Source organism: Empedobacter sp. UBA3475 (genome assembly GCF_002378465.1).
In the GTDB taxonomy this organism is placed as follows: Bacteria; Bacteroidota; Bacteroidia; order Flavobacteriales; family Weeksellaceae; genus Empedobacter; species Empedobacter falsenii_B.
The window spans coordinates 39284-59370 of sequence record NZ_DFRA01000043.1 but is presented as its reverse complement, the minus strand read 5'-3'; the positions used below and the strand labels follow the sequence as shown (position 1 = coordinate 59370).

Here is a 20087-nt window from a genome sequence, read left to right as displayed (position 1 = left end):
TCTATTATTTTAAAATAACTAATTTTTCAACTGCTGCTGCTGAACCTTTACATACGGTATCGTCAACACCTTTTACATTGACTTTGTAAATATAAACACCTTTTCCTATTTTGTCTCCAAAATCATCCAAACCATCCCATTCTATCGCATATTTTCCTGTACGATATCCTTCTCGGAAAGGTTCTGCAGAAACGGTTTGACGTAGTGTTTTGACTAATTTACCCGAAATGGTAAAAATCTGAACCATTACATCTAACTCAGAATCACAATTATGTTCGAAATGGAAAAAGGTATTCTTTGTAAATGGATTAGGCCAATTTAGTAATTTATCAATATGCAATTGACCCGTTCCATTTTCCATTACTACAAAGTCTAACGTTGCAGTATTCGAATTATTGTTGATGTCCCAAAATTTAAGATTTACGGTATGTTGACCAAGTTCTAAATTTTTTAATTGATACATAACTTGACCTTTCTGATAATCTTCGAAATCTTTATTGATACAAGGATTTGCATCACCTCCATCATAATATTCGTTTAACACATATGCGTCTTGAACTTTACCATCTATTGTTGCTACAATATCATGCCCAATACTCGATCCTGTTGCATTAATTCCTGTATTATCTGTCAAACAACCAACCAAATAAGGCGAACGATCTGTAATTCCTCCATTGGCAAAATTTAAATTGTTCATGTATAATTTGCCTTGTGGACAATTATCTTGAGATACTGAACAATCATCATTAAGAACTTCATCATTGATTCCTTCCATAGAAACTGTTTCTAAAGTAGAGGCGTCTTTTCCATCTTTTTCGTCCCAAGCATAAAATTTTAATTTTCGATCTCCTAATTCGTAATTAATATCTTTCGGCACATAAAATTGAATCGTAAATTTTCCATTTTCTACTTTTCCAGTTCCTTTATAAATCGTTTTATTTTCTGTTTTGAATGTTTCACCATTATGAGTAGATTCACTTAACAACGTTTTTATTTCCTCTTTCTCAAAAAGGCTTACCGCTATTTTTCCTGAAAAAGTATTGTCAATAGAAGTTGAAGTAAGTTGATTGACCTCTCCTTTAATCGTTACAAAATCTAAGGCTTGTAATTTTCCTCCTCCTAAAATATCTACACCTTTTTTATTTTCGATGCTTAAAATTTTAATCTCTTGTTGCGGACGATGAATAGCTAACATAGGATCTCCCAAAATACTAACACTTTTGTGATTACCATGAGAAGGAGAATAACTAACTTTAGCTTGATTTAGCGCTTTTCCTATCGTTTGATTTTCTAAACCATCCTTTTTGAAAAATTCTTGAATTAAATACTGATTCATCGTATCACCATAATCAACTCCAATTGGCCTATTTGTTGTTATCATTGCTAACGCACCTCCATTTAAGTTTTTCAACATCATTTCACCTGCTGAATTATATTGTGGTAAATCCCAAATCGTAAAATCACAAGTAACAGTACATACAATAGGTAATCGCGAATAAGCAGCACTAAAATTAGATAAGTTAGTCAACTCTTCTGCCGTTATAATACGTTCTTGTGCCCAACTTCGTGGACCTCCATGTCCATAATACATCAAGAAGTTAGAGCCTAATTCAATTCCATTTAATATCGCCTGATTAACCGTTGGATAGCGAACACCTGCCGATGTACCTTCGGGTTGATGAGCACCTGTATATATTTTATTAACCGTGTAAATTTGATTTTCTGGTTTAGTAAACTCACCATCAATAGAAACGTCAAAATTTGGAGTATTAACATTATCATCGTTATCTGTAACTGCAACAACTTTTGTACGCCAATCTCCATATGAAGTTCCTTTTCCTTGAACTTTATCATAATAAGAAATGATTTTATCTACTAAAACTTTCGCTTCTGTAGAATTTGAAGCAGGAATTCGACCAACAGCTATATCAAACCAGCGAGCATCATATTTATAAACACCATCAACATTATTCGGTAATATTTCTACTTCATCATTTAACATTGCAAAATAATCATCTGTTGCAATAGCTTCTTTTATATTTGTTGAAGGTTCGTCTGTAAACGTTGGAATGTAATTCGTAAAATCTTTTATTCGATTCTTAGGATCGTAAGTTGTTGCACCAAATAATACTGCGTATTCTAAGTTTGGCCTTTGATTATCCTTTAAGAACTTTAAAAAATCACGAATCGCAATTGGATCTTGGCTTCCAGATGAAAAATCATTATAAACTTGTTCCGTTGTTACAACACCTACATTTATCTTATCATGCTCTTTTCTAAAATTCGCCAAGCGAGTAGCTTGATCTAAATATTTTGGATGCGTGACAATTATATAATTAATATCAGTTAAACTACGAATATCTTGATTCGCTACTTTCCCTACATATTTTGCATCTGTAAAAGCATTTTCATCCTTGAAAGCGACAAACTGATTCAGATGATTTGTGCTAAATTTATACAAATTACTTTGCGGAACAATTGAAGAAATTGAATGAATATCAGAAACATTCCAAACAGAAACATTTGCTGCATTATTCAATGAAAAAGCATTCACACTTCCATTATTAATATCTTCTAAAAACTGAAATGTAAACTGCTCATTGCTATATGTTAAACCATCTTTGAAACGCAATTGTAAATAATCCAAATAAGCTAATCCAGAAGGATTGGTCCCGCTAGAAGAAACCGCAATATCGATAGAATTTGAACCTAATGAAACTGTTTTATCTTGAATATTTCTATCAAATAAAGAGTTTCCTAAAGAATGAGTAAAAGTTTGTCCATTTACATTAACATTATAAGATGTACTGTTTGCATTTTTTCCAACCACTGCATAACGCAAATATGCTTCTCCACCGTTTACAGCATTCGCTTTGAACGTTTTCTTGAAACCTCCATTTAAACCAATATTTTCTCCAACCCAAATTTGCCCAAGACCATTTAAGTTAATCGAATCTTTTTCATGAAATTGTAAATTATCAAAAGTAGAAAAAGTTTTTACAGGATTTGCTGTAAGCGCCTGTTCTCCTACTCTTTTGCCATCTTCTCCATTAAAACTGATAAAATAATAAGCAAAATCATCATACAAATTATAGCGAACTTTTGCATCTTTCAACGTTGTCGTATTATTTCTGTACCACTGATGCGGACCTTTCGCATAAAACAACGCGTAATCATTACTATCAAAACTTCCATCTTCACCTCCAACAAATTTTATTGGAATTTCATTCAAAGCTCCAGTTCTATCTTCCGTTAAATTCTCCATCAAACGCCCTTCTCCATTTCCATAGATTTTTAGCGATTTTGGGTTAAAATTGGTCGGAATTCCATTTTTAGTAAAGAAACTTTTATCTAATTTAAAAACTCCATCTTTCGAGATTTTTATTTTGTACCAATCTCCCGTTTTCAAAACACTTGTAGTCGAATTATCAATTAATTTTCGAGAAGATATTTTTCGAGATTGCGCTGATTTCGGAACAATTGAAAAAGATTCTATTTTTAAAATTTTATTATTTTGTTTGACAAATGGCACAACTTTAACAATTAATTTTTGCTGACCATTTTTATCGATAATATTGTATGAAGAAAAATTAATTTTATCCGAAATAGAAGAAGTGTCCAAATCAATTAATTCGTTCTGAACTTCTCTGTATTGCACGTTCGTTAACTCAACTTCCTTATTTGTTGAGTTTAATTCCACCGTAAATTCTGGAAGAAAATAACCTCCCAACGAATAATGATCTTGGTTCGAAAAATAAGGAACATTCACTTTATTTCCATTCGTCAAAGAAATTGTTTGATTATTCTCCCAATTTATTTTGTAATTTTGACTAAACAATTGAGGAAATTGAAGCAAGGTTGCAACTAAAATAAAATATTTCTTCATGTCTGAATAACGCTATTTTGACAAATATATTTTCAATCGTAAAATAAAAAAATAATTCTTACGTTTGATACAAGAAATAAAGCATTTTTTCGTTGTAAGATTAATGTCAAATGCTTTTATTTGCATTAAATTTAATTTTCGAAAACCAGAAATATTCTATGAAAATGAATAAAGGACGTATTTTTTCTCTTGCCCTTGCAGCTGTTACTATGAGTGTATTCATGGGTTGCGCAAGCAGTTCAGGAAAGAAAAAAGGAGGTGGGACAAAAAATTTCACAAGTCGTACAGGATGGAAACCAAACGATAGTAAAGGTTGGTTTTTTTCAGGTAAAAAGAAAGAAAACATCAAAGCTTGGCCTGGAATGGTTTTCATCGAAGGTGGATCTTTTACGATGGGAATTACGAAAGATGACGTGTTACACGATTGGAATAATTCTCCTGTTCGTATGCAAGTAAAATCTTTCTTCATTGGTGAAACTGAGGTTACAAACTACGAATACAAAGAATACTTAACTTGGTTGAAAGTTGTTTTCCCACCAGAAGACACGCAATACAAGGATATTTATAATGGAGCATTACCAGATGAAACGGTTTTTAACAATCAATTATCTCGTGATGATTTCTCTACAGAAAATTATTTATTTTCTCCAGAATTCAGCTATTACCCAGTAGTTGGTATTTCTTGGTTACAAGCCGTTAACTATTGTGATTGGTTAACAGACCGTGCTCTTGAAAAATCTTTAATGAACAAAGGAATCTTATCAAAAGATTATTACAATAACGAGGAGTATAATTACGGAAATAAAACATTTAGTGCTGAACAATATAAGTTAGGCGACACAAATGTAAACGAAGCGATTGATTCGACTAAAATTATGAAAGCGAATCAAATTAAAACGCAAAATACACGTATCTTAAAAGCAAATCGTGCAACTGGTTCAGATGAAGTGCAACCTTTCCGTTTACCTACAGAAGCTGAATGGGAATATGCTGCATTAGCTTTACCTGGAAATCGTGAATACAACGAATACAAAGGAAAAGATGTTGCTCAAAATAACTTGAGAGTTACAAAAGGTGCTCAAAGAGGACAATATTTAGATAACTTCAAACAAGGACGTGGAGATTACTCTGGTATTGGAGGATTTGGTAACGATGGTTCTGCAATTACAAGTGATGTGCGTAAATATCCTTCTAATGATTTTGGTCTTTACGGAATGTTAGGAAACGTTGCTGAATGGGTTTCTGATGTTTATCGTCCAATTATTGACGAAGAAGCAAATGATTTCAACTACTACCGTGGAAATATTTTAAAAACAAAAATTAACAACGGCGCAGGTGGTTTTGAAAAATATGACGAAACAAATGTTGAATATGATACATTAGACAACGGACGTTTAGTTTACAAAGGATTACCTGGTGCTTACAAAAAGCAAACAGAATACGATTTAACAAATTATCGTGATGGTGACCCTAATTCTTCTTTATCACCACGTACTGAGGAAGGTAAATCTGCTGATAAAGCGACAGAAGATATGTACAACGCTCCTCAACGTAAATTTAGAGTAGATGAAAAAGGTCGAGTAATCTTAGAAAAAGATTCTTCTAAACGTACTTCTGACATCTCTGATGAAACACGTGTTGTAAAAGGTGGTTCTTGGAAAGACCCAATTTACTGGATAGATCCAGGACAAAGACGTTACTTACACCAAGCAAGTGCAACAAACTGGATTGGTTTCCGTGTGGCACAAGAATACTCTGGTAGTTTCGAATCAAAACGTAAACGTAGAGGATAAAAATCTTTCTTAATAAAAAAAAACTCGGTACTATAGTATCGAGTTTTTATTTGTTAATTAAATTCTTTCTGTTCTCAAGATTGGATCAATGACCAATACACAAATTCTTTGTATTCAAAAATCTTTTCAAAACCAAGCTTTTTCAATAAATTAATCGATTTGACATTATCTGAAAAAGATTTGGCTGTTATTTCTTTTACTATTTCTTGAGAAAATGCCCATTTTATAAGACCTCTACACGCCTCTTCTGCAAATCCTTTTCTTCTTTCTTTACGGATGATTCCATAACCAATGTCTACACTTTGTTCCTCCGCATTATACCCTTTAAATCCTACATCACCTATTATTTCTTTCGTATCCTTTCTTATAATCATCCAGGATTCGAAGCCTGTCACGTAATTATGAATTAATAATTTCTGAATAATTTTAGGCACTGTATCCATCATATCTTTATCCGGCCAGTCTTTGCTTTTTACAAAACCTTTGTCATACAACATATTAAAATCATTATACAGCATATTTTCACAAATATCAATCGTAAAAGGAACAAGAATCAATCGTTCAGTTTCTAATTCGTTAATGGTAATTTCTTTTATTTTCATACTTTTATCAAAGTCCTAGAGATATTTTTTTAATATAATAAATAAAATAGAGAAACTTGTGCTACCAAGATTAATCTCATCTAATTTATTTGCAATTATCGTAAATTACTTCGTTAAATGTCAAAAATAGAATCATAAAATTTTATATTTGTACGAAATAAAAAGAATAATTTCTTTCTATTTTTTTTAAAACAGAATCTCATCTATTTTATTTAGATAACATGAATACAACAGAAATATTCGAAAAATTTCTTAAATCGAAAATCGTTACGACTGATACACGCAACATCTCACAAAATTGTATCTTTTTTGCTTTAAAAGGAGCTAATTTCAACGGAAATACTTTCGCTCAAAAAGCAATCAATCAAGGAGCTGCAATGGCAATTGTTGACGAAAAAGAATTTGAAAATACATCTCAAAATATTTTTTTGGTTAGTGATGCTTTAGAAGCTCTACAAGATTTAGCGAAAACTTATCGTAATTATCTTAAAATACCATTTATTGGATTGACTGGTTCCAATGGTAAAACAACGACAAAAGAATTGATTTCAGCTGTTTTAAAAGAGAAATTCAAAACGCATTATACTTTCGGAAATCTGAATAATCACATCGGAGTTCCTTTGACAATTCTTTCTATTCCAGAAAACACAGAAATTGCCGTGATAGAAATGGGTGCTAATCATCAAAAAGAAATCGAGTTATTAGCTTCAATTTCTCAACCAGATTATGGGTATATCACCAATTTTGGTAAAGCACATTTAGAAGGTTTCAGAGGAATTGAAGGTGTGATTAAAGGAAAATCTGAATTGTATGATTTTTTGAGAGCAAATAACAGAACTGCTTTTGTCAATTTTAATGATCCAATTCAAGTTGAAAAAACTGAAGATATTAATCGAATTACATTTTCTGATCAACATAATGCAGATGTTCAAATCGAATTGATAGAAAATGAAACTGAATATTTGGCGGTTAAATACCAAGATTTAAAAATTCAATCTCATTTAACAGGAAACTATAATTTTAGCAATATTTCGTGTGCAATTGCAATTGGACAACATTTCGGGATTAATGCTAAAACTATTCAACAAGGAATCGAAAATTATTTTCCATCAAATAATCGTTCACAAATTATCAATAAAGAAAATTACAAAATTGTGATGGATGCTTACAACGCAAACCCAAGTAGTATGGAAGCTTCGTTAAATAATTTTGCAAAATTTGAAGGTTCTAAAACAGTTATTATTGGTGATATGTTCGAGCTTGGAGAAGAATCAAAATCTGAGCATCAACGTATTTTAGATTTAGCTGAAAGTTTAGATTTTGATCAAATTTTTATTCTAGGACATAATTTTGGTGAAACAATTACGAATAATCCAAAAGTACAAAAATTTGAAAACCGTGTTGCCTTTGAAGAATGTTTGAAAGAAAATCCAATCAAAACTCAAAATATTTTGATAAAAGGTTCTCATGGGATGAGACTTGATTTGTTAGAAAACATTTAAAATCAACACCCTGATTATCTGATGAATAAATCAATATTCTTTTTTATAATTACTCTTTTCTGTTATCATTCTCTTCAAGCTCAATCTGTAATTGAATGGAAAAAAGATATGAAGCTTAATTACAAAAACTTCAAAAAGAAACCTATTCAAACAAAGGTTCCTCAAGGATTTTTAGATTCAAAATTAGGTTGGCAAATTGCAGAATCTACAGGAGAACTTCCTGAACTTTGGGTTACCAATAAATTTGATGAAAGTAATTCGTGGCTATCTATGCAACATACAGAAATTTTAAAAGAAATGCAGTTGCAATTTGACTTGTCTGAATTATATGCACGAAAAATTAGAAAAGATTTTAAAGATTTACAAGCCAAAAAAGTCATGAATAAAGATTCTTATCGAGCAAAATTTTTGTTAGGTTCTAAGAATTTTCAGAAAAAATTGAAATCGATAGCTGGAGTTTCTTTAAATCAACCTGACTTATACAAATTATTAAATAAACAAATTCAAGATTCATTGGTGATTTATCAAAATTACAGTAAATAATTTAACAATTAGTAAACTTTAAATTTCATAAATTTATACAAAGTACAAGCTGTGGAAATCACAGCTTTTTTTAGCTAAATTGTTTATGAAAAAAATTTTATGTTCTTTATCTATATTTACAGTAAGTGTTTTAGCGTCAGCGCAAGCACCAAGTAACTATTACGACACTGCAACTGGTAGCAGCTTTACCTTAAAAACACAGCTATATGAAATAATAAAAAACCATACAGATTTAACATATGGCGGATTATGGACACTTTATAATAGAACAGATTCTGATAATGGTTTTTTAGATAAATATGATGAAAAAGATAATTCTATTTATGATATTTATTCAGAGATACCGAAAAAAATTGATCCTTATAATTTTATAAAATCTTCAGATCAATGTGGCAGTTCTGGTTATAAAAATGAAGGAGACTGCTACAACAGAGAGCATATTATTCCTCAAAGTGTTTTTAATAAAAACTCTCCTATGGTTGCAGATGCATTCCATATCTGGCCAACTGATGGTTATGTTAATAATAAAAGAGATAATTTTCCTTATGGAGTTGTTGAAAGTGCAACATACACTTCTTTAAATGGCTCTAAATTAGGAAGTAATAAAAACTCTGGATACTCTGCGGGATTTTCTGGAACAGTTTTCGAACCAATTGATGAGTTTAAAGGTGATATAGCTCGTGCTTATTTTTATTTTGCTACTCGTTATCAAGAAAATGGTATTCAGAGTTGGTCTTATGCTATGTTTAATAAAACAAAAGATAAAGTTTTTACAGACACTTTCTTGAAAATATTAATGACTTGGCATTTAAATGATCCTGTTTCTGATCGTGAAAAAGATATTAATAATTTAGTCTACAGATACCAAAAAAACAGAAACCCATTTATTGATCATCCTGAATATGCAGAAAAAATTTGGGGTTCAAATTTAGGAACTGGAGATTTCGAATATCAAAAGCGTGATGATGTTTCAGTTTACAATGTAACAAATCGTTCGATTAAAGTTAAACTTGAAAATAATTCGAAATCAATTCAGAAAGTTTCTGTTTTTAATTTCAATGGACAATTAATTAATGAAGTTTCAAATTCGTCAAATCAAAAAGAAGTTGAAGTTAATTTCAAAAACCCAGGTATTTATATCATCAAAGTTGTTGGAAAACAAATGGAAATCAACAAAAGAGTTGTAATAAAATAATCATTAATCAAACCATCATAAAAAAATCCTTCGCTCATACAAGTGAAGGATTTTTTAATTTAGTAAATGGAAAAAATTATTAGTCATTATTGATATTTTTCTTAAAAAATGTGCTTCCATAAAGAAACATGATTAATAAAAAAGGGATACCAAGCGTGACTGATAATAAAATAAATGTTTTTAACATACTAATAAAAAATATTTTAGTTTCTAATACTTTTATCAATTTACAATTAATAATTTTATATTATTCATAATAAAACATCTTTTTTTATTTATTAACACTATTTTTATCAACTTGATAATTAAAAGCTTTTCATTAATATAAATTCATAAAAAAAGTCGCTTAAAATTAAGCGACTCATATATAGAAAATTCTATTCAATTTATTGATTTCCTTTAGCGTAATCAGCTAAGAATTGTGCTAATCCAGAATCTGTTAATGGGTGTTTTAACAATCCTAAGATTGATGATAAAGGTCCTGTCATAACATCAGCACCAATTTTTGCACAATTAACAATATGCATTGTATTACGAACTGAAGCAGCTAAAATTTGAGTTTCGTACAAATAGTTATCATAAACCAAACGAATTTCTTCGATTAAGTTTAAACCATCTGTCGAAATATCGTCTAAACGTCCGATAAATGGAGAAACGTAAGTTGCACCAGCTTTTGCAGCTAATAATGCTTGTCCTACAGAGAAAACTAAAGTTACGTTAGTTCTAATTCCTTTTGTAGAAAAGTATTTACACGCTTTTACACCATCTTTCGTCATAGGAATTTTAACTACGATTTGAGGATTTAAAGCTGCTAAAGCTTCTCCTTCTTTTACCATTCCTTCGAAATCAGTAGAAATTACCTCAGCAGAAACATCTCCGTCAACTAATTCGCAAATTGCTTTATAGTGATTCAAAATATTTTCTTGACCTGTAATTCCTTCTTTTGCCATTAAAGATGGATTTGTTGTTACACCATCTAAAACTCCTAAATCTTGGGCTTCTTTAATGTCAGCTAAGTTAGCTGTATCGATAAAAAATTTCATTGTTTGTTTGTATTTCGTTCAGGCAAAATTAAGGATTAAATTATAGAAAACCATTTAATCTTAAAGATTCGATCAAAAATATTTTAAACCGCTGTATATCCACCATCAACAAGGTAATAACCTCCTGTCATAAAGGATGCTTTGTCCGAACTTAAGAATAAAACTAATTCTGCAACTTCTTCTGGCTGCCCCAAACGACCCATTGGATGTTTTGTAACAAGCAATTCTAAATGATCTGCACTCAAATTATTCGATAATAAAGGCGTCATAATATAACCTGGCCCAACTGCATTACATCTTATATTTTTTGGTCCATATTCTGCACCAATATTTTTCGTCAAACCTACAACTCCATGCTTTGCAGAAGTATAAGCCGAACTCATTGGCGCAGCAACAGTCCCATGAATAGAAGCCATATTAACAATAGAACCTCCTCCATTTTTTTCCATTGCTTGCAATTGATATTTACATCCGTAAAAAACACCATTAAAATTAATATCTATTACTTTTTTCCAACCATCTAACGGATAATTTTCTGTCATCTCAGCAGGACCTCCAATTCCAGCATTGTTACAAGCAATATCAAGTTTTCCATAAACTTCAAGTGTTTTATTTACTAACGCTTCATTATCTTCTGGCAATGAAGTATCCGCTTTAAAAAATATCGCTTCTCCTCCATTCTTTTTGATGATTTCCACCACTTCATTTCCGCCTTCTTCATTAATATCCGAAACGACAACTTTTGCTCCTTCTTTGGCATATAATTCAGCAACAGCTTTTCCAATTCCAGAACTAGCACCAGTTACAATCGCAACTTTATCTTTTAAACTTGACATAATTTTATGATTTTAATTTAAATAAAGTTAATCATTTATAATCAGATCTATAAATCATTTCTTACAAATAATATTATTTTAAATGATTCAATTTTATTAACTAGTTTGGAATGAAAAATTCAGCATAACAAATATATTTAGGTTAAAACAATTCTATTTTTTTATATTTGATACAAATAACTTTTTAAATGAAAAATTTAATAGCTGCTATACTTTTATGTAGTTTTTCTACGATAAATGCACAAGAAACAAGTGATTATAAGTACATCAATATTCCTGAAAAATTTTCTAGTTTTGATAAAGATGAATATCAATTAAATAATCGATTAAGATATATTTTGACGCAGAAAAAATACGAAGTTTTACCTTCTGATAAATCTGCTTGGCCACAAGAAGTTGTGCAAAATCCTTGTTTAGCTTTGAATGCGGATATTTTAAAAGTTAAAAGTTTTTTGAATAATAAATTAGAGGTAAGTTTTACAGATTGTTCTAATAAAAATATTGAAAAATTTGAAGGAACTTCTAAGATTAAAGAATATGACAAAGGTTACCAAGAAGCAATAAAATTAGCTTTAAATCCTTTGAAATCTCAAAATGCAAAGGCCTCCGTTCCAATGGTGAAATTAGAAAAACCCCAAACAGAAACAACAGCTGCATATATGCCAGAACCAAAAGGAAATCAGGTCACTGCTACGAATTTATTGACAGATGGAACAACTACTTATCAAAAAATTGAACTACAAAATGGTGGTTTTATGTTGATGTCCGAAAATGGAAATCAAGTTGTTGCAAAATTTGAACCGACCCTAAAAAATGGAATTTACAGAGTAATTGTTACAAAAGGAAATTCGAATTATTTTTCGGTAGGATACATCAGTGGAAATACGATTTCCTATGAGGTTTCTGAAAATAATAGTTGGAAAGAAGTTAAATTATCGGCTAAATAATCTTGCTATGAAAATTATATTATCAAGTTTATTTCTTATTGCTTTATCGTCATTACAAGCACAAAATGTAGCTGATTACAAATATGTTATCATTCCTCAACTATTTAAAGATTTCGTAAAAGAAGATTATCAATTGAATACAGGATTGAAAACTGCTTTGAGAAAAAAAGAATATGAAATAGTAAATGAAAATTCTATTCCGTTAGATGTGCAAATCAATCCTTGTTTAGCTACAAAAGCAAATATTGAAAATACTTCTGTTGCTTTTAAAAATAAATTAAAAGTAACGTTTACAGACTGTAATAATAATGTGATTTCAACTTATGAAGGTTCGTCAAAGGAAAAAGATTTTACAAAAGGTTATCAAGAAGCCTTAACATTTGCTATGAATCAGGTTGGAAAACAAAATGCGAAAGATTTACCTATAACTAAAACAGAAAATACAACAACTACAACCGTTAAAGAAACAACGAATAAAGTCGTTACGCAAGTGTCAAATAAAACTGTAGAAAACAAAAACGTCTACAAATCAAACGGAAAAAATTACACTACAGCAAGTACAAATAACAACGAATTTGTCTTAATAGATCAAGAAAATTCACAAGTTATTGCACAATTTTATCCAGCTGCTCAACAAAATATTTTCCATGTGACAGTGATTTCTCAAAACGGAAATTACCAAACAATTGGCTATTTGAACGAAAATAATATCATCATCGAATATAAAACAGGTGATAAATCTTGGTCAACTACAACTTATTCAAAGTAAGTTTTTATAGTACATTTGCACCTTAAATTTTAGAAAATGCAAGCACCTATTGCGAAAAAAATAGAACAAAAATTAGAAAAACACGGAGATATCCGCATCGATAATTATTATTGGTTGAATGATCGTGAAAACTCTGAAGTTATCAATTATTTGAACCAAGAAAACGAATACACAAAAGCTATTCTACAACCAACAGAAGCTTTACAAACCAAACTTTTTGAGGAAATGAAAGCGCGAATCAAAGAAGATGATTCGTCTGTTCCGTACAAATTGAATGGTTATTGGTATTTGACGGAATATCAAAAAGGAAAAGAATATCCAATTCACAAACGTCGAAAAGATAGTTTAGAGAATCCAGATGAAATTCTTTTTGATGTCAACACAATGGCTGAAGGTCATTCGTACTATCAATTGGGTGGAATTTCGATGGCACCAAATAATCAATTGGTTTCCTTTGGGGTTGACAATGTTTCGCGAAGAATTTATACGATTCAAATCAAAGATTTAACAACTGGAGAAATTCTTTCTGATAAAATAGAGAATACAACTGGAGGTTCTGTTTGGGCCGCTGATAATAAAACCTTGTTTTATACAAGAAAAGATGAAACATTGCGTGCTTATCAAATTTGGAAACACAAATTAGGTACAAAACAAGAAGATGATATTTTAGTTTTTGAAGAAGTAGATGATACGTTCAATGCGTTTGTTTACAAATCAAAATCAAGAGATTACATCATTATTGGATCTTCAAGTACTGTTTCTGACGAGTTTAGATATATTCCTTCTAATCAACCAGATGCTGAGTTTAAAATCTTTCAAAAAAGAGAACGTGATTTAGAATATTCAATCGAACATTTTGGTGATTCATTTTATATTCAAACCAATAAAGATGATGCTTTTAACTTCAAATTAATGAAAACTTCTGTCGAAAAAACAGAACAAGAAAATTGGATTGATGTAATTCCTCATCGCGAAGAAACATTGATTGAAGGTTTCGAAATTTTCAAGAATTATTTGGTTATCGAAGAGCGCACAAATGGTTTATTGCAGATGAATATCAAAGCATGGGATAATTCAACTGATTATTATTTGCCATTTAACGAAGAAACCTATACAGCAAATGTTGGCACAAATCCAGATTTTGATACTGACATTTTGCGTTACGGATATACATCGTTGACAACTCCTTCTTCTGTGATTGATTTTAACATGAATGATAAAACATTCGAAATCAAAAAAGAGCAAGTTGTTATAGGTGATTTTGATAAAGAAAATTATATTTCTGAACGTATTTGGGCAGAAGCTCGCGATGGAGAAATGGTTCCAATCTCATTAGTTCGTCGAAAAGATACACCTCTTTCTGCCGAAACCCCTCTTCTACTTTACGCCTATGGTTCATATGGTTACACGATCGAGCCTTATTTTAGTTCGGTTCGATTAAGTCTTTTGGATAGAGGTTTTATCTATGCGATTGCGCATATTCGTGGTGGTCAATATCTTGGTCGCGAATGGTATGAAGATGGAAAAATGTTAGAAAAGAAAAATACATTTTTTGATTATATTGATGCAGCAAAATATTTGATTCAACAAAATTATACTTCATCAAAACACTTGTACGCGATGGGTGGTTCTGCTGGTGGATTGTTGATGGGAACTGTGATTAATTACGAGCCAACATTATTCAATGGGGTAATTGCGCAAGTTCCTTTTGTGGATGTTGTGACAACAATGTTAGACGATTCTATTCCATTGACAACAGGGGAATATGATGAATGGGGAAATCCGAACGAAAAAGAATATTACGATTACATGAAATCGTATTCGCCATACGATAACGTGGAAGCAAAAGCTTATCCAAACCTTTATGTTTCGACAGGTTTGCACGATTCTCAAGTACAATATTGGGAACCTGCAAAATGGGTAGCGAAATTAAGAGATTTAAAAACAGATAATAACATTCTACTTTTAGATACAAATATGGATACAGGACACGGTGGTGCTTCTGGCCGATTTGAATCGTTGAAAGAAGATGCAAAAGAAGATGCTTTCTTATTTATGTTAGAAGGGATTACAGAATAAATTTCAATACAAAAAGTCAACAAATTTGTTGGCTTTTTGTATTTTTTAATGAATGAAATTCCACTTTTTGTAAAATATAGAAAAGGTATAATCGATTAATTCTTCTAATAAATCACAGATTTTACCTAAATTTACAACAAAGCTTTGTAATTTGACACCAAAAGAAATTCTTTTTAAGTATTGGAATTATCCTTCTTTCAAAACGCCGCAAGAGGAAATCATCGCAAGTGTTTTGGAAGGGAAAGATACATTAGCAATTTTGCCGACTGGTGGCGGAAAATCTATCTGTTATCAAGTTCCTGCGATTATTTTTGATGGATTAACATTGGTCATTTCGCCGCTTATTGCGTTGATGAAAGATCAAGTTCAGAATTTACAATCCAAAGGAATTTCTACGGCATATATTACCAATGAAATTGACCAAAATACGATTGGAAAAATTTTGGACGATTGTCAAAACAATAAAATCAAATTATTATATGTTTCGCCAGAGCGTTTGCAAAGTAGAATTTTTGTCGAGCGATTGAAACAAATCAATATTAGTTTGCTAGCTGTTGACGAAGCACATTGCGTTTCTGAATGGGGACATGATTTTCGACCTGCATATCATCGAATTTCAAGATTAAAAACTATTCTTCCTAAAGTTCCAATCTTAGCTTTGACTGCAACAGCGACAGAGAAAATTCAGCAAGAAATTGTTGAAAAATTAGAGCTAAATAATCCTGAAGTTTTCAAATCTTCTTTAAAAAGAGAAAACCTTTCGTACAATGTTTTCCTTTCTGCTGACAAGAAAAATGATTTGATTTATTATTTAAAAAAATATCCTGGTTCGAGTATTATTTTTGTTCGAAATCGAAAATTAACCTACGAGATTGCAAGTTTTTTAAGTCAAAATGGATTTGATGCCGATTTTTTTCACGCCAAATTAACCAAAGACGAAAAAGAGCAAAAACAGCAAGATTGGATGTTAAGTAATTCGCGAATTATGGTTTCGACAAATGCGTTTGGAATGGGAATAGACAAACCAAATGTTCGTACCGTTTTTCATATCGATTTGCCACAAGGAATAGAAGCGTATTACCAAGAAGTTGGGCGCGCTGGACGTGATGAACAGGAATCGTATGGAATTTATTTGTACAATCCTGATGATCGAATTCAAGCAGAAAATATTTTCAAAGCGAATTTACCTTCGCAACAAGATTTTATCAAAATTGGGAATTGTTTGTTTAGTCAATTGCAATTAGCGGAAGGCGAATTAACGGAAATGAATTATCAATTGGATCTTCCAAAATTTGCCGAAAAATTTGGTTTAAATCTTAAAATGGTTCTTCAATTTTTAGAGTTTTTAAATACGAAAGAAATCATTCAGCAAAAAAATTATTCACAAAATAGTAGCATTCAAATTTTGGCGTCACCACATTCAATTAATTTGAATGAAAACCGAATTTTTGATTATTTACAACGTCATTACCCTGGAATTTACACTTATAATAGAGAAATTTCGGAAAGTAAAATGGCGTTTGAATTGCATATGAGTATTGGCGACATTAGGAATAGCTTACACGAATATGCAAAAAATGGTTCTATTGATTATTCGGATCGATTTTTAGCGCGATTTAGATTTCTTGTTCCGCGCGATTCTAATGCGTTTAAAAATAAATTGTGGAAAGATTTCGAAGCAATTCAAGTGAATAATTGGAAACGTTTGCAAGCTATGGCTTATTATGCCGAACAAAATACAATTTGTAGAGAACGTTTATTATTTGGATATTTTAATCAAAAATCTGATCAAAATTGTGGTAAATGCGATGTTTGTCAATCCAAAAAACAAAATGAAAACTTTAATTCAACCGATTTAATTGAATATTTGAAAGAAGGTACAAAAACGCAAGCCGAAATCCTTTCAAAATTCATAAATTCGCCAAAAGATAAAATCGTCGAAGAATTGCAATATTTGATAGACGAAATGCGAGTTCAACCAATTGGATTCAATTCTTATAAACTAATAGAATAAAAATGCGAGTAGTCTTTATGGGTACGCCCGAATTTGCGGCGACATCTTTGAATGAAATCAATACAAATAGTCATCACGAAATAGTTGGAGTTGTTACTGTTCCAGATAAACCGTCTGGTAGAGGACAAAAAATGAATATTTCTGATGTCAAAAAATATGCAGTTGAACATAATTTGCCTTTGGCTCAACCAGAAAAATTACGAGACGAAGCTTTTATCGAAACATTAAAAAGCTGGAATGCTGATGTTTTTGTTGTTGTAGCTTTTCGTATGTTGCCACAAGTTGTTTGGTCAATTCCGTCGAAAGGAACATTCAATTTACACGGTTCACTTCTTCCTCAGTATCGCGGAGCTGCACCAATTAATTGGGCTGTGATGAATGGTGATCAGGAAACTGGAGTAACAACTTTCTTAATTGATGAAAAAATTGATACCGGAAATATCTTAATTTCTGATAAAGTAGAAATTGGAGAAAATGATAATGTTGGTAAAATTCATGACGAATTGATGCATATCGGTGCGAAATTAGTCGTGAAAACGTTGGATGGTTTAGAAAATGATTCATTAAAACCTCATCCGCAAGATGAAACAACAGAATTAAAACATGCTCCAAAAATCTTTAAGGAAGATTGTAAAATAGATTGGAACGATTCAATCAATACTATTCACAATAAGATTAGAGGACTTTCTCCTTATCCATGTGCATGGACAACTTTTGGAAATGGCGAAAATTATAAATCGTTAAAAATATATGCAGGTCTAAAAACGGATATTGTTGTTGAAGGAGAAGATTATCAATTAATTTTACAAAAAAATAACCTTTATATCAATCTACCTCAAGGAGTTTACGAAATTTTAGAACTTCAACCGGAAGGAAAGCGTCGTATGACAGCCAAAGATTTCATCAATGGACATCAAAACGAGGATACCTTATTCGTAAAATAAGTACTTATTTACTGATTTTTGACACAGATTTCATAAAATTTTGCATTTTTCTTGAAATTTTTTGCGTTGAAACTTGCACAAATAAAGGGAAAGAGTATATTTGTGTATAAATTAATTTAAAAAGTTACAACTATGAACAAATCAGAACTTATCGATGCGATTGCAGCTGACGCTGGAATTTCTAAAGAAGCTGCTAAAAAAGCCTTAAACTCATTTACAGAAAATGTAACTAAAGCTTTAGCAAAAGGAGACAAAGTTGCTTTAGTAGGATTCGGTACTTTCTCAACTTCTGAGAGAGCTGCAAGAACAGGTATCAACCCACAAACTAAAAAAGAAATTAAAATTGCTGCTAAAACAGTAGCTAAATTTAAAGCTGGATCTGAATTATCAGGAGCAGTTGATACAAAAAAGAAAAAATAATATTTCTGATACAATAAAAAAATCCATTCGTTTGAGTGGATTTTTTTTGCATTGAAATTTAATTCCTCTAAAAAAATCCTTCAAGAATTACTTGAAGGATTTTTACATTTTGTCTATTATTGATTTTAATTATCTTCTGTTAAATCTGTTTTGTATGTTTCTGGAATTGTAAAATAATTCACTAAAATCGCAATAAAGATTAATATCAATGGATAAGCTAATCCAATATAAGGCGACATAGCAGCCGAAACGATAATCGTACTTTTGATTAATTCCGTTACAAAAGTTGTTGCTCCACCAATAAATCCATTTCCCATATTTTGTGCAAATCCCATACTAGTGTATCGAATCTTTGTTGGGAAAATTTCTAACATAAAAGCTCCAAGCGGACCATATGTTGCTGCTCCTGCAATTGAAGTAATTAAACTTACAACTACAATTCCTAAAACTGCTAAATTCGAAATATCATGAACTTCTTTCAATCCTTCAGGATTTCCTAATTTCATGTACAAAAAAAATGATAATGGAATTAAGATAAAACTACAAATCATTCCACCTAACATAACAGGTTTACGACCAATTTTATCACTTAATGCACCAAACCATTGATAGAAAAATGAACTAAATAATGTAGAACATAAAACAACAATTAAAACTGTTTCGTAAGGTAAGTTAACTGCGCGTTGTAAGAAGAAAAGCGTAACGAATAACGTTGTTTGCATAATTGTACTTTGCGCCGCATTTCCTCCAAAAATAGCCTTTAACATTAACTTTACGTTTCCTGGAGTTGTAAAAGCATCTTTAATTGGAGTTTTAGATGTTTTTCCTTCTTTTTTTAATTGTTCAAAAATTGGACTTTCATGTAAGCGTTGACGAATAAAGTAACTCAAAATCACTAATATTCCACTAAATAAGAATGGAATCCTCCATCCGAAACTTGCAAAAGCCTCTTCTGATAAAAATGATTGTGTTAAGAAAACAACTGTTAAACATAATAATAATCCAATTGGAACAGTTGCTTGAATAAACCCTGTGTAAAATCCTCGCTTCTCTGCTGGCGCATGTTCTGCTACATAAATTACAGCACCTGCATATTCTCCACTAATTGCAAGTCCTTGCATAATGCGGCAAAACAATAATAAAACAGGAGCAAACCAACCTACACTATCAAAAGTTGGAATACAACCAATCAAGAATGTAGCTGCTCCCATCATAATTAAAGAAACTAAGAATGAATATTTTCTACCAATACGATCTCCAATACTTCCAAAAATTAATGATCCAATCGGACGGAACATAAATGATGAAACCACTACTGCAAGTGTTTCTAAGAAATGCGACGAACCATCGTTAGGAAATAATTGTGTTGATAATACACTAGCTAAGATGATTGCCAAGAACATATCGTACCATTCGATTAAGGTTCCGACAGATGATGCTAAAATAATTTGGAAAATATTATCCTTCTTCGCTACTGTTTGCGAAGTATCTAAAGTATTTGTACTCATGTTTTT

General features: G+C 31.2%; 15 protein-coding genes. 10 read left to right on the top strand and 5 right to left on the bottom strand.

The features are described 5' to 3' along the window. Nucleotides 1-4 precede the first annotated feature (4 nt). On the bottom strand, nucleotides 5-3886 hold the full coding sequence (gene porU / locus B3I31_RS10075) for a type IX secretion system sortase PorU (RefSeq protein ID WP_291087970.1): 3882 nt from the start codon (nucleotides 3884-3886) through the stop codon (nucleotides 5-7). A gap of 164 nt (nucleotides 3887-4050) precedes the next feature. Between porU and gldJ the strand changes: the two genes are divergently transcribed. Then, the gene (gldJ, locus tag B3I31_RS10070; RefSeq protein WP_291078197.1) at nucleotides 4051-5679 is read left to right on the top strand and encodes a gliding motility lipoprotein GldJ; all 1629 of its coding nucleotides are present in this window, start codon (nucleotides 4051-4053) and stop codon (nucleotides 5677-5679) included. 74 nt (nucleotides 5680-5753) lie between these two features. Here the strand turns inward: gldJ and B3I31_RS10065 are convergent, their stop codons facing one another. Continuing rightward, nucleotides 5754-6281, bottom strand: coding sequence for a GNAT family N-acetyltransferase (locus tag B3I31_RS10065; protein ID WP_286495783.1), 528 nt, complete (start codon nucleotides 6279-6281; stop codon nucleotides 5754-5756). 221 nt (nucleotides 6282-6502) lie between these two features. Between B3I31_RS10065 and B3I31_RS10060 the strand changes: the two genes are divergently transcribed. The 3 genes from B3I31_RS10060 to B3I31_RS10050 all read left to right on the top strand — a co-directional run bounded on the left by B3I31_RS10060 (nucleotide 6503) and on the right by B3I31_RS10050 (nucleotide 9521). Beyond that, on the top strand, nucleotides 6503-7783 hold the full coding sequence (locus tag B3I31_RS10060) for a UDP-N-acetylmuramoyl-tripeptide--D-alanyl-D-alanine ligase (protein ID WP_286495782.1): 1281 nt from the start codon (nucleotides 6503-6505) through the stop codon (nucleotides 7781-7783). Nucleotides 7784-7804: 21 nt separating this feature from the next. Beyond that, nucleotides 7805-8326, top strand: coding sequence for a hypothetical protein (locus B3I31_RS10055; RefSeq protein WP_115000770.1), 522 nt, complete (start codon nucleotides 7805-7807; stop codon nucleotides 8324-8326). Nucleotides 8327-8411: 85 nt separating this feature from the next. Next, nucleotides 8412-9521: an endonuclease gene (locus tag B3I31_RS10050; protein ID WP_286495779.1), complete on the top strand. Its 1110-nt coding sequence runs from the start codon at nucleotides 8412-8414 to the stop codon at nucleotides 9519-9521. Between the two features lie 386 nt (nucleotides 9522-9907). Here B3I31_RS10050 and fsa read toward each other — a convergent pair whose 3' ends face one another. Beyond that, nucleotides 9908-10564 carry a fructose-6-phosphate aldolase gene (gene fsa / locus B3I31_RS10045; RefSeq protein WP_125349844.1) on the bottom strand — a complete coding sequence of 219 codons (657 nt, stop codon included), beginning with the start codon at nucleotides 10562-10564 and terminating at the stop codon, nucleotides 9908-9910. Between the two features lie 83 nt (nucleotides 10565-10647). After that, nucleotides 10648-11400 carry an SDR family NAD(P)-dependent oxidoreductase gene (locus tag B3I31_RS10040; RefSeq protein WP_280051417.1) on the bottom strand — a complete coding sequence of 251 codons (753 nt, stop codon included), beginning with the start codon at nucleotides 11398-11400 and terminating at the stop codon, nucleotides 10648-10650. A gap of 188 nt (nucleotides 11401-11588) precedes the next feature. On the opposite strand from B3I31_RS10040, the gene B3I31_RS10035 reads away from it, so the two are divergent. The 6 genes from B3I31_RS10035 to B3I31_RS10010 all read left to right on the top strand — a co-directional run bounded on the left by B3I31_RS10035 (nucleotide 11589) and on the right by B3I31_RS10010 (nucleotide 18573). Further along, nucleotides 11589-12347: a hypothetical protein gene (locus tag B3I31_RS10035; RefSeq protein ID WP_125349842.1), complete on the top strand. Its 759-nt coding sequence runs from the start codon at nucleotides 11589-11591 to the stop codon at nucleotides 12345-12347. A gap of 7 nt (nucleotides 12348-12354) precedes the next feature. Next, nucleotides 12355-13116, top strand: coding sequence for a hypothetical protein (locus B3I31_RS10030; protein WP_280036346.1), 762 nt, complete (start codon nucleotides 12355-12357; stop codon nucleotides 13114-13116). Between the two features lie 36 nt (nucleotides 13117-13152). Continuing rightward, complete coding sequence (locus B3I31_RS10025) at nucleotides 13153-15195, top strand: S9 family peptidase (protein WP_286495778.1); 2043 nt, start codon at nucleotides 13153-13155, stop codon at nucleotides 15193-15195. A 151-nt stretch (nucleotides 15196-15346) separates the two neighbouring features. Continuing rightward, nucleotides 15347-17209 carry a RecQ family ATP-dependent DNA helicase gene (locus B3I31_RS10020; RefSeq protein WP_286495777.1) on the top strand — a complete coding sequence of 621 codons (1863 nt, stop codon included), beginning with the start codon at nucleotides 15347-15349 and terminating at the stop codon, nucleotides 17207-17209. Between the two features lie 2 nt (nucleotides 17210-17211). Beyond that, a complete protein-coding gene (gene fmt / locus B3I31_RS10015) occupies nucleotides 17212-18153 on the top strand; it encodes a methionyl-tRNA formyltransferase (RefSeq protein ID WP_257468211.1) in 942 nt (313 codons plus the stop codon). 132 nt (nucleotides 18154-18285) lie between these two features. After that, entirely contained in the window at nucleotides 18286-18573 is a 288-nt protein-coding gene (locus B3I31_RS10010) for an HU family DNA-binding protein (protein WP_019975917.1), read from the top strand. A 125-nt stretch (nucleotides 18574-18698) separates the two neighbouring features. Here B3I31_RS10010 and B3I31_RS10005 read toward each other — a convergent pair whose 3' ends face one another. Next, nucleotides 18699-20081 (bottom strand): MFS transporter, encoded by a 1383-nt coding sequence (locus B3I31_RS10005; protein ID WP_125349838.1) that lies wholly within the window; start codon nucleotides 20079-20081, stop codon nucleotides 18699-18701. Nucleotides 20082-20087: the final 6 nt, after the last annotated feature.